At 45.3% G+C, this 15,596-nt stretch carries 13 protein-coding genes; 9 read left to right on the top strand and 4 right to left on the bottom strand.

Annotated features, from left to right (window positions below):
- Nucleotides 1–254: 254 nt before the first annotated feature.
- Genes QUA38_RS20345 through QUA38_RS20335 form a run of 3 tightly spaced genes read left to right on the top strand, consistent with a single transcriptional unit; the run spans nt 255 to nt 2,998 of the window.
- Nucleotides 255–1,400, top strand: a complete 1,146-nt coding sequence (locus QUA38_RS20345) for a YcxB family protein (RefSeq protein WP_333164908.1) — start codon at nt 255–257, stop codon at nt 1,398–1,400.
- Between the two features lie 43 nt (nt 1,401–1,443).
- The gene (locus QUA38_RS20340) at nt 1,444–2,037 is read left to right on the top strand and encodes an L-threonylcarbamoyladenylate synthase (RefSeq protein ID WP_333164905.1); all 594 of its coding nucleotides are present in this window, start codon (nt 1,444–1,446) and stop codon (nt 2,035–2,037) included.
- 25 nt (nt 2,038–2,062) lie between these two features.
- Nucleotides 2,063–2,998: a sensor histidine kinase gene (locus tag QUA38_RS20335; RefSeq protein ID WP_333164902.1), complete on the top strand. Its 936-nt coding sequence runs from the start codon at nt 2,063–2,065 to the stop codon at nt 2,996–2,998.
- Between the two features lie 192 nt (nt 2,999–3,190).
- Here QUA38_RS20335 and QUA38_RS20330 read toward each other — a convergent pair whose 3' ends face one another.
- Nucleotides 3,191–3,679 (bottom strand): GNAT family N-acetyltransferase, encoded by a 489-nt coding sequence (locus QUA38_RS20330; RefSeq protein WP_333164899.1) that lies wholly within the window; start codon nt 3,677–3,679, stop codon nt 3,191–3,193.
- Nucleotides 3,680–4,195: 516 nt separating this feature from the next.
- A complete protein-coding gene (gene hemB, locus QUA38_RS20325) occupies nt 4,196–5,179 on the bottom strand; it encodes a porphobilinogen synthase (protein ID WP_333068624.1) in 984 nt (327 codons plus the stop codon).
- Nucleotides 5,180–5,618: 439 nt separating this feature from the next.
- Here hemB and QUA38_RS20320 point away from each other — a divergent pair, with 439 nt between their 5' ends.
- Nucleotides 5,619–6,602 (top strand): DUF1517 domain-containing protein, encoded by a 984-nt coding sequence (locus QUA38_RS20320; protein ID WP_333164895.1) that lies wholly within the window; start codon nt 5,619–5,621, stop codon nt 6,600–6,602.
- Nucleotides 6,603–6,931: 329 nt separating this feature from the next.
- Nucleotides 6,932–7,486: a cyclic nucleotide-binding domain-containing protein gene (locus QUA38_RS20315; protein ID WP_333164892.1), complete on the top strand. Its 555-nt coding sequence runs from the start codon at nt 6,932–6,934 to the stop codon at nt 7,484–7,486.
- Between the two features lie 224 nt (nt 7,487–7,710).
- Here the strand turns inward: QUA38_RS20315 and QUA38_RS20310 are convergent, their stop codons facing one another.
- Together QUA38_RS20310 and QUA38_RS20305 are read right to left on the bottom strand one after the other, a co-directional pair.
- On the bottom strand, nt 7,711–8,157 hold the full coding sequence (locus QUA38_RS20310) for a hypothetical protein (protein ID WP_333164889.1): 447 nt from the start codon (nt 8,155–8,157) through the stop codon (nt 7,711–7,713).
- A gap of 371 nt (nt 8,158–8,528) precedes the next feature.
- Nucleotides 8,529–9,299 (bottom strand): hypothetical protein, encoded by a 771-nt coding sequence (locus QUA38_RS20305; protein ID WP_333164885.1) that lies wholly within the window; start codon nt 9,297–9,299, stop codon nt 8,529–8,531.
- A 957-nt stretch (nt 9,300–10,256) separates the two neighbouring features.
- On the opposite strand from QUA38_RS20305, the gene QUA38_RS20300 reads away from it, so the two are divergent.
- The 4 genes from QUA38_RS20300 (at nt 10,257) to uvrA (ending at nt 15,404) form a co-directional block, all read left to right on the top strand.
- A complete protein-coding gene (locus QUA38_RS20300) occupies nt 10,257–10,955 on the top strand; it encodes a class I SAM-dependent methyltransferase (RefSeq protein ID WP_333163014.1) in 699 nt (232 codons plus the stop codon).
- 223 nt (nt 10,956–11,178) lie between these two features.
- Nucleotides 11,179–11,805 carry a 7-carboxy-7-deazaguanine synthase QueE gene (locus QUA38_RS20295; RefSeq protein WP_333163012.1) on the top strand — a complete coding sequence of 209 codons (627 nt, stop codon included), beginning with the start codon at nt 11,179–11,181 and terminating at the stop codon, nt 11,803–11,805.
- Between the two features lie 121 nt (nt 11,806–11,926).
- Nucleotides 11,927–12,370 carry a retroviral-like aspartic protease family protein gene (locus tag QUA38_RS20290; protein WP_333163010.1) on the top strand — a complete coding sequence of 148 codons (444 nt, stop codon included), beginning with the start codon at nt 11,927–11,929 and terminating at the stop codon, nt 12,368–12,370.
- Between the two features lie 73 nt (nt 12,371–12,443).
- Nucleotides 12,444–15,404: an excinuclease ABC subunit UvrA gene (gene uvrA, locus QUA38_RS20285; RefSeq protein WP_333164883.1), complete on the top strand. Its 2,961-nt coding sequence runs from the start codon at nt 12,444–12,446 to the stop codon at nt 15,402–15,404.
- Nucleotides 15,405–15,596 lie beyond the last annotated feature (192 nt).

Genomic DNA, 15,596 nt, shown 5'->3' with positions numbered 1-15,596 from the left:
TTACAAATCTAGATGCCTACTTTTTTTTGAATTCGGTTTTGTTTTATCATCTTGATCCTTTCCTTCAGGGCACTACCAATTTTTGAACTCTGTATACTTGCTTGATTTTGAGAGATTATAGTTGGGCTAAAAACTGCGATCGCACTCAGCACCCAAGAGGTATCACCGTGAAGCTGGAATACCAGTTTACGTTCAAAGAATATTTAGAAGCTAATAGAATTTCCCCGAAATTCGATCCTTTCGAGACAGTCGAGTTGTGGAGTCTTGCTGTCGTTCTTGCGGGGTGGGGAATTGTCAATATTATCGCTGGCCAACATCCCCTCTGGGGTTATTTCATTCTAGGTTTTGGCATCTGCTACATCCCTATTGTGAAGTTCCTAGAGTGGCGCAATATCAGCTCGTTCGATCGGTTGTTCTTTTGGTATATGCTTTTCTTCCCGACGATTAAATTTAGCATCCAATCGGAAATTTCAGTATCGGAAATTTCAGTGGGGCCTTTTTTGTTAATATGGGCAATTTTACAACTTTTTCATTGGATATCTCAATTTTTGGGACTCCTTTTACTCTCTCCGTGGAGACAGAGAACTAATATTTGGCACGAACTTATTACTTTAAAAATGACTGAATCTGGACTGGAGTTAGAAACTGGAAAGGTTAGCATCAAACTCAAGTGGCTATTTTACTCGCACTTGTTAGAGACAAAAAGTTTGTTCGTTATCTATCTTGAGGAGGCTTCCAATATACCGCATTTTTTCCCAAAAAAACCATTTAATCGAGAGCAGCTTCAAGCGTTTAGAGAACTGCTATACAGCAATATTCCGCCAGTTCATCACGTTGTTGATACGAAAACAAGGAAGTTTGAGTTTCAACTGAATTTTAACGATCTCATAGAAGCTATTGAGGGGGATACAGAACACACCTCAAAATCTATTGATAGAAAATTTGTAAAGTCGGAATTACTAATAGGAGTATGCTTTTGTTTAACGGCAATAATCTTGAAAGAAATTAACTTATTAGTGCTGGGCGTTTTTTGGGTACCCATGCTAGTTTTATTATGTATTTTATTCTCTAAAATTTTTGTGAAACCCGGTGGCATAAAGATCAAGATGCCGATGAGCGTCATGCAGATGAACTGGGGGGAACCTACAAGTGTGCAAGTGATAGGAAACCGGCTGGCACTTAAAACTCCTAGTTGGGAAGGAAAATTTAAATGGGAAGCTTTGAAAGTATTTATTGAAACCCGAAATTTATTATTAATTTATCCTGTACCGTCCCTCTATCCTGTGTCAAAAAGCTCGCACTTTATAGTTCCCAAGCGTGCATTTAGCGGTGAAGAGGAATTGTCGGCTTTCAAAAAATTCTGCACAACAATATCGGGAAAAGCAGCTACAATTTTTTAAATAAAAGGCAGAAGTAATTCTTCAATCTAAAATTAAAAATCCGATGGCGCAAGTTTCGATCGACTCCTTGATTCAAGGGGCTATTTCAGGAGATTATATTGTCAGCTTTCCCACTGATACCGTACCCGCTTTGGCTGCCAGGCCCGATCGCTCGGAGTTGATTTTTGCAGCTAAACGTCGCAGTCAAGACAAACCGCTGATTTTGATGGCCGCATCGGCCCAGGCCTTGTGGCCCTACGTGCAGGGAAGTCCAGCAGAGCTAAAATTGTGGCAGCAAGTAGCCGCATCCTATTGGCCGGGGGCGTTAACTTTGGTGCTGCCGGCTTCGGCAAAAGTCCCGGCGGCTCTCAATCCCATTGATCGGACTACAATCGGAGTACGAGTGCCTAACCTTCCCCTTGCGCTCAAAATTCTAGAGCAGACAGGCCCTTTGGCTACTACCAGTGCCAATTTATCCGGCCAGCCGCCTCTGGAGTCGGTGGCAGAAATTGAGGCTCAGTTTCCCGAAGTCTTGACATTAGTTCCTTCTGAATTAGCAACAGCGACAACAGCTTCGAGTTTGCCTTCGACTGTGGCTAAATGGACGGGCAGCGAGTGGGAAATATTGCGACAAGGCGCGATCGAGTTAGAATGCTAAAAGCTAAACTCCAAGGCAAAGCAATATGGCGCCGATCGGCTGGAGCGACTTGATATATTTAGGTATGGGACTGGGGCTGGGTTTGGGAAGCAGTTTGATTTGGCGCCTGCGGCAAAAAAGCTCGCAACAGCCCGAACCAGCGCCCAAAGTAGCCCCACCTCCTCAAGAAATTCACTTGGAGAAGTTTGATGCCCTTTCTGACCAACTTAAGCAAACTCAATTGGCTTATCAGATGGCATCGGAGATGAGCCAATTTAAGGCGGGTTTTTTGGCTCGAACTTCTCACGAGTTGCGATCGCCCCTGAGCACTATGATTGGTACGCTGCAATTAATTCTCTCGGATTTGTGCGACGATCCTGCTGAGGAACGAGAGTTTGTCGAGCAAGCTCACGCCGCGGCACTCAAGTTGGTGAAATTAATAGATGAAATTATCTCTGTTGCTAAAACTGAACACGGCACTGAGAGGATGGATATTGAGCCGATTCAGTTAGCTAAAGTTTTTGACGAGGTTGATGATTTAACTTACTTGCAAGCTGCTAATCGCGGCATTCGTTTGGAGATATTGCCGCCTGATCCGGGGATTTATGTATTGGCAGATTTGCCAAGGTTTAGGCAAGTTTTAGTCAATTTGGTAGATACTGCTGTTGCTCAGATGGAGGAGGGGAGTATTTCTGTGTCTGCCCATGCTTCGCCGGAATCTGGATACGTTCACATTTGGGTGGACGATCAGCGTTCCGTGAGTGCTTGGAGCGAGTCTTGGGATTTGCTGAAGCAGGATTTGGAGTGTGATGTTACCAAGAGCAGCGATAATTCTCAGGTGTCTTCTGGAATGAGGTTATTGATGAATCAGACTCTTTTAAGTTTGATGAGCGGCAAGTTGGAGGTTCTGGCTGTGCCTTCTGAGTCCGAAGAGTGCAATTTTAACCGGACTCAGTGTTCTATTCCTTTGGCAACTTTGTGATGAAGGAAGTTCGACCACGAACAATGTACGGGATTTAACGGAGGTGGGGAAGAGGACTAAGGATTTAACAGATTTAACGGAGGTGGGGAAGATGTTAGAGGGAAGATGAAAGAAGGAAATTATTTATAGGGAGTAAGGTGCGCCCTTACGCACCCTACATATTATAGATTTTGATGCCAATCGGGTGATTATTTAACAATTAGCAGTTAGCAATTCGCCGTTGCTAATTTCTAATTCGAGATTCTCTTCTAGAAGCTGATTTTCAAGTACCATGGTGGTGCTAGCGTTTTTCTGAAAACCGATGCGCTCGTAGAAGCTTTGTTTGTAAGTTGTCATTAGGTAAACTCGCTCTACTCGGCACATCCGAGGGTGACTCAAGACGGTTTGCACTAATTTACGGCCGAGTCCTGCACCTTGGTAATCCGGGTGAACGGCGACATCCCAGATGGTAGCTCGATAGATCCCATCTGACGTGGCTCTGGCAAAGCCGATCGCCCGTGAGCCGTCCCAAACTGTAACAACTGGTTCGCTGTTGGCGATCGCAATTTCCCAATCTTCTATCTTGCGTTCCCTCGCCCAAAAGGCGGCGGCTTTAAATAGTTCTTGGATCTGTGCGATGTCTGCGCGATCGCGACCTATACAAAATTGAATGTGACTGGAATCCCTAGTCGTTGATGTCATGCTCAATCTGCCTTCAAGTTGTATCTAAACTGTGTTACTTTTACTGTTTTACAGGAGTGAAAGTTGATTTTGCTTGGGAACTATCAATGGTTGAATTCCCCATTTACAAAACTATTTTTAGTTATACATATTTTCTAACTAATTTCAGTGATTATTAATACTTTTTGGGGTAAATTCTGTAAAAAAGTCTTTGAGTCAAAATTCCCAACTTATAACTCATACCATTTGAGATTTTAGATTTCAGATTTTAGATGGGGAATGACTGATTTTTTAGGCGTTTGGAGTTTGTCTACAGAGAAATCGGGTTTTTTCTCACGTCTATTTAGTTACAGCCCACCGAAACTCTAAAAACCCGTTTCCGAGTCATCGTTTATTGGTAAGCGTAAGCGATAGCTAGTCTGTTGCCTAATTGCTTGCTCAAAAATCATCTATCGATAGAGGTATTGACTCCACGAAAACACCCGAAGATTGTGCTGTGGAGTCAATTCTTTAATCTCTAATCTCAAATCGAGGTAATCAGTTTTGCAGCCAGCGGGCGGCGTCTTTGGCGTGATAAGTCAAAATCAAATCAGTACCAGCACGCTTAAATCCTGTCAAAGTTTCCATCACTACTCTTTCTTCATCTATCCAACCGTTGAGGGCGGCGGCTTTCACCATCGCATATTCCCCAGAAACGTTGTAAGCAGCAACTGGCAGGTTAGTTGCTTCCTTCACGCGCCAGATGATGTCCATGTAAGCTAAAGCGGGTTTAACCATGAGCATATCTGCACCCTCGGCAATGTCGAGAGCAATTTCTTTGAGAGCTTCGCGGCCGTTTCCGGGGTCCATTTGATAGGTACGCCGATCGCCAAATTGCGGAGCAGAATCTGCAGCATCCCGGAACGGGCCATAATAAGCTGAGGCGTATTTTGCCGCGTAAGACATGATGGGAATATCTTCAAATCCAGCAGAGTCCAATCCTTCGCGAATTGCTCCGACAAAACCGTCCATCATTCCCGATGGTGCGATAATATCTGCACCTGCTTTAGCTTGAGCAACTGCGGTTTTCTTGAGTAATTCTAGTGTGGGATCGTTCAAGACGCGGCCGCTTAAATCTCCGACTTCCAAATAGCCGCAGTGACCGTGACTGGTATATTCGCACAGACAAGTATCGACCATGACGATTAAATCTGGTACGGCTTTTTTAACTGCTTCCGTCGCTTGTTGGACGATGCCGCAGTCGTGCCAAGCACCTGTAGCATCTGTGTCTTTATCTGCGGGAATGCCGAATAAAATAATAGCGGGAATTCCGAGGTCGTAGACTTCTTTTGCTTCTTCTACTATTTTATCTACCGATAGCTGGTAAACTCCGGGCATCGATGTGACTTCTTTAGCAAAAGCTTCCCCCGGTACGGCAAATAAGGGGTAAATTAAATCGCTGGTTGTCAAGATATTTTCCCGTACCATCCGGCGGAGTTGGGGATGGTTGCGGAGGCGGCGGGGACGGTGAGTTGGAAACATTATGTTTGTTTACGGTAGATTAAGTCCTGCTTTCTAGGACTGGCGGCGTTTATTTAAAAGTCTAAAGCTTCTTGTTGGCCGATCGCCCTGTACTTAAGTAAAGTTCTGTAAAAGCCAGGATGTCGATTGTTTGTAGTAACTGAGATGTTGCACCATTCTCAATAACCATTTTATGGGCGGGCTAGAAGATCCCAACCCGTACTCCCCACAGGAAATTCAGTCTTTGTGGAACAGACCCAAAAGCCGACTCTTGAGAATGGTGCAAGAGTGAATTAGTAAGGAATGCAAGCTCTTTACAGCTTTTCTCGTTTGCAAACTCAGGCCTAACTGTGGTTGGATCGGTTGGTACGGATATCTCGCTGGCTTCATACCTATAACCAGGCTGCCCAGAAGCGAGGATAGACTGTAAATTATAAATGTATCGAATAGTAACGGTCTTATGTACAAGCAACTAATTTCAAAGATCAAACCGCTTTTGAAATCACTATTTGCGATCGGTCTGGTACTGACGCTAGCCCTCGGTAACGCTGATGGAGCTCTGGCTGCCCGCAGCGGAGGACGCATCGGCGGCGGATCTTTTAGTGCTCCAGCGCGCAGTTACTCATCCCCGAGTCGCACTTACGCGCCTTCGGGAGGGGGTTACTACCCGGGCGGCGGCTTTGGCGGTGGCTTCGGTTTCCCGTTCTTGCTGCCGTTTTTTGGCTTTGGGGGCGGGTTTGGCGGCCTGTTCTCGATTTTGATTTTTATCTCGATTGCTAATTTCCTCGTCCAAAGCTTCCGCCGCGCCGGGGGTGGAACTGACGAACTCGGCAACAGCGCCCCTACTACCACTGTATCTGTCGCCCGCTTGCAAGTCGGTTTGCTAGCAGAGGCCCGCGGTTTGCAAGCCGAACTCGACTCCCTAGCGCTAAAAGCGGATACCGATACCGCAGCAGGTCGTGCTCAAGTGCTGCAAGAATCTACCTTGGCGCTGCTGCGGCATCCTGAATACTGGGCTTACGCGGGCGCTGAATCTGTGCAAACTCGCTTGGAAGCAGCCGAAGCTAAGTTTAATCAATTTTCTTTGGCAGAACGCAGCAAATTTACTGAAGAAACGCTCTCGAATTATAACAACCAGCTCCGACAAGCAGGGAGCAACAAGATCCTGCCTGGTTTGCAGGAAAATGGTGCGCTGGTTGCTTCTGATTTGAATTCTGATCCCGGGGAATATATTGTGGTGACGGTGATTGTCGGTACTCAAGGTAAATTGCAATTGCCAGCCGTGAAAAATTCTGAAGATTTGCGCCAAGCTTTGCGCCAGATTGGGGGAGTATCGAGCGAGCAGTTGCTGGCGATTGAGGTGCTGTGGACTCCTCAAGCCAACGGGGACACTCTGACTGCTGACGATATGTTGGCGGGCTATCCTGATTTGCGATCGATTTAGTGAGCAAGACGGGGCGCGGAGCATTGTCTGTCGCGCCCCATCCCGTACCAAAGCTGTGTGGACGAACCCGATGGCTTTTGAGACGGGCTTTTGGCGGGATGTTGGGGAGGTCGATCGAGTTAAAGAAGATTGTTTAACAAATGCTAGTATTTAGAGATTATGATTCAGCGTGATTCATCTGCTATGGGCACAGCCTACCTCATAGAGATTTTGCGAAGAAGTTAGGCAGGATAAAAAACTGTATTGAGCGAGGACTGCTTCGGAAGAAGTGGCGATCGCGTCCCATCTAAATTTTATATGAAAGAAGAAGCGATCGAGAGCTAAAACTTATGGCCGACAGCAGCAGAAAAAAAGCACTTTTTATTTTGAGCCAGTTAAATAATGACGATATCAACTGGATCGTCCAAAAAGGCAAAAAGGAAGTTCTCGATCCGGGCGGGATTTTGATCCATGAAGGGAGACAGATAGATGCGCTCTACATTGTTTTGAAGGGGAGTTTGAGCGTTTTGATCGAGGCTGAACGGACTAGAGAACTAGCTAAAATAGCCAGCGGAGAACTTGTGGGAGAAGTCTCTTTCATTGATGCTCGCCCTCCTTTGGCAACGGTGAAGGCAATCGAAGAAACTCACTTGCTGGCAATTCCCCGGCGACAGTTAGTAATCAAACTTCAACAGGATATGGGCTTTGCTTCCCGGTTTTATTATGGAATTTCACTGTGTCTGGCAGACAGGATGCGCGGTACGATCAGACATATAGAATACGGTCGCAATATTGAATTAGAGCAACCAGAATTTGAACGAGAGGATATCAATCCCAACGTCCTGGAAAATTTGGCGCTAGCTGAGGCTAAGTTTAATTGGCTGAGGGAAAATGTTAAAGCTTGAGGAATTTTAAAGCGTTTTTGAGCAGGCTGTGAAAACTTGCCGATTGATACACGGTAATTGAGAGATGTATGATGTAACCTCTCAACTCAAAAAACCGATATGCAAAACAAAATAGGGGCGGGCTGTACCGGAAATATTGATCGATAACTGCCGGTATAAAAACCTGCCCCTTGGGTTTGCAGTTGCAATTTCGCGCGCTGAAAGGCAACTACCAACCACAAAATCTAGATAATGCCCGGCCCTTTGCCACGGGTGTCTGCATCCATTGTCAGTTTTCCTTCCTCGCCTTTTTTATCTTTGACTTCTGCTAGAATTCGAGCGCGTTCTGCGGCTTCGGCTTCTTCTTTTGCTCTCAAATCGCCGGGTTCGTTGATGTACATTTCCGGTTCGATCGCGTAATTGTTAACGAGACCTTCTTTGTCTACTGTATAACCATCTGTGGTGTGAATGCTTTCGTCATCGGTTTGGTCATCAGTTTTTGCACTTTTCTGCTTCCCTTCGGTGGTTGTGTGCATGAAGTTAGCGCCTTCCCGTTCTTGCCGCGCTGCTGTCTCCGCAGGAGTAATGCCCCTGTCGTAGTGGGGGGCTTCCATATTGGCTTCGATTTGTTCGTCGGCCGGTGTTGATTTGCTAACTTCTTCTTTGGGGGGTATGGGTTGGCGATTAGTCATGATTTATTCCTGGGTTATCTTTTCAAAAAGGTCTTTGCGCTATACTTAAATACTAGGTCAAAGCTAGCTCATTCACAAACTATCTTTGGTTATAGTTTACGAAAAATTGCTGTTAGGGAAAATACCTTAATTGAGTCTTCCTGAAGACTGATAAATTTTGGTTTTTATTAAAGTTTTAACTACCTGTGACTGTCTGTCATCCATCTAAAGATAGGTAATTGACAAGTGGATGTTGAGGATTGGGAATTCGACTAATGACTAATGATAGCAGTTTAGAGCAGAGCCAGAGTTTTACGGTAGGCCAGCTCTCAAGCCGGATAGTCATCAGTCATTCCCCATTATTCAATTCTTTAATCTAAAATCATCTGAGTTTACGCTTCTTTAAAGAAGCGGATAATTTCGCGGACGTGGTTGAGAAATTGTCCGTCATCGGTGAGTTGGGCGATCGCACTTTCTGCATCTCTTCTGAGTTTAGTGTGTTCTGCCTGATTTGTCGCTTGCAAAGATTGTAGAGATGCGGATACAGTAGTTAATTCTCTTCTGATAGCTTCCCGTTCCCGATTTTGGACAGCTACCCACGAATTCGGATTGTCGGAACTTAATTGATTGCTCAAATCTCTAACTGTAGATTCTAATTCTGCAAACCGGTTGCGGAGTTCGACAATATCTTCACGGGGGTGCAAAAATTGGCGGCGGATACTTGTCAGCCGTTGGGCTAAATACTGATAACCTCGGATAGCTGGACGCAGTAAAGTTAACAGCAGTGCAGCAGCGGAACTGAGATAGCCAATAGCACTAATTCCGGCGGCGGCTAGGGCGTAAAGTGCGATCGCGCTAAACAGGTGAAGTGCGATCGCCGCAAAGAGCGATCGGCTAACTAATACAGTAACGTATTTGACTTGTTCCTGATCGACAGCAATGTTTTTTTTAGTCGATTCTGCTGCTTGCGCTAAAACTTCTTTAGCTTCAAAATGGATATTCCAGGGAACTGTAACTATCAGCAACAGCCATTCAAAAATAGCAATGGCAATTACCCAATCAATAAAACTGCCTGCAGAGACGTGCAGCCATTGGAGAATGGCAAAAACTAGCAGCAAAAATATGCCTGTGACGGCACCAAAACCTGCGAAAGTGTAATACATAGCGATGCCTTGGTGGAATGTTGTTTTGATTTTGGGTAGCTTGTTTCGGTATGGAGGAATAAGCTGTGACAGTTAAGTAATCGTCCTATTAATCCCGGTTCCTTAGTTATGAGTAATAGTGCGGCTCAAAGGTTGCTATAAGCCGGGCTTTTGCCCACAAATACTTGCTCTACCTGAATGGTGGAATGTTATTTTGATTGTGGGTAGCTTGTTTAGGTGTGGAGGAATAAGCTGTGACAGTTAAGTAATCGTCCTATTAAACTCAGTTTGTTAGTGAATAGTAATACTCTGAGACACTCGGATTTCCCGACTCCTGGTTTGTTTCAGGAAAACAAACCGTTTCCTTTAACCCATCAATAAGGCTTAAAGGAAACGGTTTGTTTTTTGGGAGTGCGTAAGTCCTCAATAATTAGTCATTCGGGATTAAGTAGAGCGACACGAAAAAACTTGAAAAATGTAACAAAATGTAAACGAATCACAACCTCTGGGATTGCTTCATTCCACTGGTAATGACATACTTATGTTTTTCGCAGTTTGTCTACTTCGCGATCGGAATGAAGTCACTTTCTCCCCAACTCATACCATTTGAGATTTATTTGAGATGTGAGATGGGCAATAGCTTATTATGTATGGGTTTGCAGCTTGTCTACCGTTGCATTAATCTTTTGAACTCGTATCACTAACGGCGTTACACGGTGCTAGAAAAGCAGGAATCTCAAAACGCTCCCCTCTTCCATTTTTCTTTTCCAGAGCTGCTAAATCACCTGTAGCTGAGATAAACTGATTTGGAAGTAGATCGCGCGTTTTGCAAGTTGCCTCTGTGTAACCGAGACACTGCTACTGCAACCTGTCATCAGCCACAGCAAAATAGGTGCCAAAATTAACTCTACAGTCTCCGATTTCCATTAATAGCGCATCTACAATCTAAAATCAAAAGTCAGCAGCAAGGACAAACCGATGGCGAACTCAACTCTTGGCTTAGAAAATCAACTTTACGATTATCTGTTATCTATTTCTCTGCGCGAACCCGATATTCTCGCTTCACTACGGGAAGAAACTGCTAAGCATCCTATGGCCCAGATGCAGATTGCTCCCGAACAAGGTCAGTTTATGGAGCTCATGGTGCAGCTTATGGGAGCCACCAAAACCTTAGAAATTGGCGTTTTTACTGGTTATAGCTCGCTGTGCGTAGCTTTGGCGCTGCCTTCAAACGGTCAGATTATTGCCTGCGATGTCAGCGAGGAATATACTGCGATCGCACGACGCTATTGGGAAGCTGCAGGGGTGGCTAATAAGATTTCTTTGCAGTTGGGCCCAGCAATAAATACTCTCGACAAACTAATAGCCGAGGGACAAGCTGGAACCTTTGATTTTGCCTTCATCGACGCCGATAAAGAAAATTATGAGGCTTATTTTGAGCGATCGCTGCAACTTGTACGCAATGGCGGTTTAATTGTAATTGACAATGTTCTGTGGTCGGGACGAGTTGCTGATCCTCAAGTACAAGACGAAAGCACCACCGCCATTCGTACTTTTAACGACAAATTGCGTAACGATCCCAGAGTTACTCTCAGTGTTGTCCCCATTGCTGACGGACTGACTTTAGCCCTGAAACGCCGTTGGGCTACCATGATGGAACCGGAACAGGATAATTAAAGAGTTATTTGCGGTTTGTGGTGAATTTCTAAGGACTCATACAAAAGCTATGAAGAAACCCGATTTCTGACTCAAGCTTCTGGGATAAAACAGATAATTTTTTTTTATAAACCCCGTTTATGCGTCCAGGATTGTTTTTAATTGCTGCAAACCGCGAAGAAATAACAATTTAAGAATATTATATCTAAACAACGTAATTAATTGATTTGAGGCGTAACTTCGGGTGTCTAATTTACAACTAAAATTACCAATTCACGAAACTTTTCAGTGTACTGTTCAAGGCGAAGGTTACTGGACGGGGACTTTAGTTGATTTTATCAGATTGGCTGGTTGCCCTGTGCGGTGTCCTTGGTGCGACACAGGCTACGAGAATGGGGGCAAAGGTTTGCCGTCTGTGCAGCAGTCGATCGCACAATTGCTCGCTCAATTGCAGTCTCCGAGGGTAGTCATTACTGGCGGCGAACCTTTCATTCACCGCGATTTGCCTGAGTTAGTTGAAGCTTTGTTAGAATCTGACAAGCAGGTGAGTATTGAAACTTCGGGTGCTTGCTGGCAGGATGTTTCCCCGCAGGCTTGGATTACTCTTTCTCCGAAGGAACACGTCAATCCTAAATATCCGGTGCAAGAGCTTTTGTGGACTAGAGCAAATGAAATTAAGTTAGTGATTAGCAGTGGCGAAGAAGTTGAGTTTTATCACAAACATTTGGAAAATAGTGTGAATATTCCGGTTTTTCTGCAACCAGAATGGAACTCGAAAAAATCCGCCATTCCCATTATTTTGGAATTGCTGAAACAAAATCCTAGTTACAGGCTATCTTTGCAAACTCACAAGTTTATTGGCGTGCAATAATTTGATGATTTAGCTAGATATATTCGTTAGGTGGGCGGTGCAGAATGGGGAGTGCATCTCCCTACAAACTGTGGAAATATGTCCGATAATTAAACCAGCAATTTATGATAATTTTAACCTAATGGAAACAACTACGGAGACCCCAATGGGAAAAGTTATCACAACCGTAGTAATTACGAATCCGCTGGATGAATGGAAAGCCGAAGATAATCTGATTCCAATCGAGCAAGTCAGGTCTGTTACTCTAAAAAATGTTTTGGTGGATACGGGCACGACAACTTTGTGTTTGCCTAAAGATGTCATTGCCAGACTGGGTTTGAAAATTCTCAAGCAAGTGGTTGTAGAAACAGCGACGGGCATTAGTGAGGCGAGGATTTTTCAAGATGCCAAGATTTCTCTGTGCGGCCGCGAAGGGACTTTTGAGTGTTTGGAATTGCCAGAGGGGAAAACGTCACTTTTAGGTGTGATTCCGATGGAAGCGCTGGGGATTGAAATAGATTTGAAGCATCAAAGTTTGAAGGTTTTGCCCGACGGGCCGACGGAAACTTATTTGATAATTCTTTGATATTCTTGAGTTTGGATGCCAGCAATTCGATCTGCAGCGCTAAGATGGTTAAGCACTGTTTTGCACTACTCTCATGTCCCAACGCGCCGAAACCTCAAACAGCCAGCCAAGTGCATCCCGCAACGGGCATAATGTGACGAATTCTCACTCTAACAACCAAAATACGATTCGGGTTCGCGGTGCGAGACAGCACAACCTGAAAAATATCGATCTGGAACTGCCGCGCGATCGCCTGATCGTTTTTACTGGTGTGTCCGGTTCTGGCAAGTCTTCCCTCGCTTTCGATACAATTTTTGCCGAGGGACAGCGCCGCTACGTCGAGTCTCTCAGCGCTTACGCGCGCCAGTTTTTGGGACAGTTGGACAAACCCGATGTGGACGCGATCGAAGGCTTGAGTCCGGCTATTTCGATCGACCAAAAGTCAACTTCTCACAACCCGCGATCGACTGTTGGCACTGTTACAGAAATTTACGATTATCTCAGATTACTCTACGGCAGAGCCGGCGAACCGCACTGTCCGATTTGCGATCGCTGCATTGCGCCGCAGACAATTGATGAAATGTGCGATCGAGTCATGGCGCTTCCCGACGGCACTCGCTTTCACCTTCTGGCACCAGTTGTACGCGGAAAAAAAGGCACTCACCGCAAATTATTGTCGAGTTTAGCTGCGGAAGGATTTATTCGCGTCAAAGTTAACGGAGAAATTTTAGAACTTTCGGAAAATATCGAATTAGATAAAAATCTAATGCACAATATCGAAATAGTTGTCGATCGGTTAATTAAAAAACCAGGTTTAGAAGAACGTTTAGTTGATTCTCTGGCAACTTGTTTGCGCCATTCAGAGGGAATTGCGATAATTGAAGAGTTACCGAATGATGAAAATTCCGAACCACAGGGGCCGATCGTATTTTCCGAAAACTTTGCTTGTCCCGAACACGGCGCGGTAATGGAGGAACTTTCCCCCAGGTTATTTTCTTTTAATTCGCCCTACGGCGCGTGCCAGAACTGCCACGGTTTGGGGAGTTTGCGGACTTTTGCGCCGGAGTTGGTAGTTCCCGACGAGAAAGCACCTCTTTATTGTGCGATCGCGCCTTGGTCAGACAAAGACAATTCCTATTATCTCTCTTTGCTTTGCAGTATTGCTGATAGTTGTGGGTTTGATATCGACACTCCTTGGTATCGATTAAAGCCCGAACACCAGCGGGTGATTTTGTACGGCAATGAGCAAAAGCGCAGCGCAGAAAGTAAAAAGCGCGACGGTAGCACTGATTTTAGGAGAGATTTTAATGGCGTGATCGCCATGTTGCAGCGCCAGTACGACGATACTGGTTCTGATTTGATTAAGCAGAAGTTGGAACAGTATCGGGTCGATCGCTCTTGCGAGGTTTGTCACGGCAAGCGCTTGAAAACCGAGGCGCTTTCGGTGCGGTTGGGACAGTACGGAATTGTGGATTTAACCAGTATTTCGATTCGCGAATGCCGCGAACGAGTAAATAATTTGGGATTGAGCGATCGGCAATTCCAAATATCCGATTTAGCCCTGAGAGAAATCAAAGCAAGGCTGCAATTTTTACTCGATGTCGGGTTAGATTACCTGACTTTAGACCGCGCCGCAATGACTCTTTCTGGCGGAGAAGCCCAGCGAATTCGGCTGGCGACTCAAATCGGTTCGGGTTTGACAGGAGTGCTCTACGTTTTGGACGAACCCAGCATCGGACTGCACCAAAGAGACAACTTTCGTCTGCTGCAAACTTTAACAAAATTGCGGGATTTAGGCAATACTTTGATTGTGGTAGAACACGATGAAGAAACCATGCGAGCGGCCGACCATATTGTCGATATCGGGCCCGGTGCTGGCGTGCACGGTGGCAAAATTATCTCGCAAGGAAGTTTAGAAAATTTGCTGGCTGCAGAGGAATCTTTGACCGGGGCTTATTTGTCGGGAAAGCGAGTAATTGAAACGCCTAATGAAAGGAGAAAAGGCAACGGCAAAGCTCTCTCAATAATAAATGCGACGCGCAACAATTTAAAAAATATCGATGTCGAAATTCCCCTGGGAAAACTCGTCTGCGTGACAGGCGTTTCCGGTTCAGGAAAATCAACTTTAATCAATGAATTGCTGTACCCGTCGCTGCAACACTATCTCACAAAAAAAGTGCCTTTACCGCCCGATATGGAGGCCCTCAAAACGAAGGGAGAACGCTCTCTAGAGGATGTGGTTGATAAGGTAATTGTCATCGATCAATCTCCCATCGGCCGCACTCCGCGTTCTAATCCCGCTACTTACACCGGAGTCTTTGATGTGATTCGCGATTTGTTTGCCGAAAGCATTGAAGCGAAGGCAAGAGGTTACAAAGCGGGGCAGTTTTCTTTTAACGTGAAAGGGGGAAGGTGCGAAGCTTGTGGCGGCCAAGGGGTGAACGTGATTTCGATGAATTTTCTGCCGGATGTTTACGTGCAGTGTGAAGTTTGCAAGGGTGCACGGTACAACAGGGAAACGCTGCAAGTGAAGTACAAAGGCAAGTCGATTTCGGATGTTTTAAACATGACCGTAGAGGAATCTTTGGAGATGTTTAAAAATATTCCCAGGGCGGGTGCTAGACTGCAAACTTTGGTAGATGTCGGTTTGGGTTACATTCAGTTGGGACAGCCCGCCCCGACACTGTCTGGAGGGGAAGCGCAGCGGGTAAAATTGGCAACGGAACTGTCGCGCCGCGCTACTGGGAAGACACTTTATTTAATCGATGAACCGACGACGGGTTTGTCATTTTATGATGTTCACCATTTGTTAAATGTGTTGCAAAGATTGGTGGATAAGGGTAATTCAATTTTGGTAATCGAACACAATTTAGATGTGATTAGGTGCTGTGATTGGGCGATCGATTTGGGCCCTGAAGGGGGAGATAAGGGCGGCGAAGTTATTGTGGCGGGGACGCCGGAGGATGTGGCGGCAAATCAGAGGTCTTATACTGGGAAGTATTTGCAAGCGGTTTTGCAGCAGCATCCTTTGGGGAAGGCTGTAGCCGTTAGTTAATAGTAAATTTGGTAGGACTTACCCACAGGGGCCTAGAAACCGAGTTTTTTACGAAAAGACGCGTTGTAGCCGACAGAAAAGATAAAAAACCCAGTTTCTTTGGTGGGAGTGCGTAATCCCTCTTTTGTCACTTTCGGCAGGAAATAATCTGGGATGGTTATACCATAAGACTTTTACCAAAAATCTTGATTT

Source organism: Microcoleus sp. Pol12B4 (assembly GCF_036701385.1).
Lineage (GTDB): Bacteria > Cyanobacteriota > Cyanobacteriia > Cyanobacteriales > Microcoleaceae > Microcoleus.
This window is presented reverse-complemented; position numbering and strand designations above follow the sequence as displayed.

Bases quoted from the DNA above. Each gene is read 5' to 3' on its own strand.
- QUA38_RS20340 (WP_333164905.1), top strand. From the start codon at position 1,444: ATGGCGCAAGTTTCGATCGACTCCTTGATTCAAGGGGCTATTTCAGGA.
- QUA38_RS20335 (WP_333164902.1), top strand. From the start codon at position 2,063: ATGGCGCCGATCGGCTGGAGCGACTTGATATATTTAGGTATGGGACTG.
- QUA38_RS20330 (WP_333164899.1), bottom strand. From the start codon at position 3,679: ATGACATCAACGACTAGGGATTCCAGTCACATTCAATTTTGTATAGGT.
- hemB (WP_333068624.1), bottom strand. From the start codon at position 5,179: ATGTTTCCAACTCACCGTCCCCGCCGCCTCCGCAACCATCCCCAACTC.
- QUA38_RS20320 (WP_333164895.1), top strand. From the start codon at position 5,619: ATGTACAAGCAACTAATTTCAAAGATCAAACCGCTTTTGAAATCACTA.
- QUA38_RS20315 (WP_333164892.1), top strand. From the start codon at position 6,932: ATGGCCGACAGCAGCAGAAAAAAAGCACTTTTTATTTTGAGCCAGTTA.
- QUA38_RS20310 (WP_333164889.1), bottom strand. From the start codon at position 8,157: ATGACTAATCGCCAACCCATACCCCCCAAAGAAGAAGTTAGCAAATCA.
- QUA38_RS20305 (WP_333164885.1), bottom strand. From the start codon at position 9,299: ATGTATTACACTTTCGCAGGTTTTGGTGCCGTCACAGGCATATTTTTG.
- QUA38_RS20300 (WP_333163014.1), top strand. From the start codon at position 10,257: ATGGCGAACTCAACTCTTGGCTTAGAAAATCAACTTTACGATTATCTG.
- QUA38_RS20290 (WP_333163010.1), top strand. From the start codon at position 11,927: ATGGAAACAACTACGGAGACCCCAATGGGAAAAGTTATCACAACCGTA.
- uvrA (WP_333164883.1), top strand. From the start codon at position 12,444: ATGTCCCAACGCGCCGAAACCTCAAACAGCCAGCCAAGTGCATCCCGC.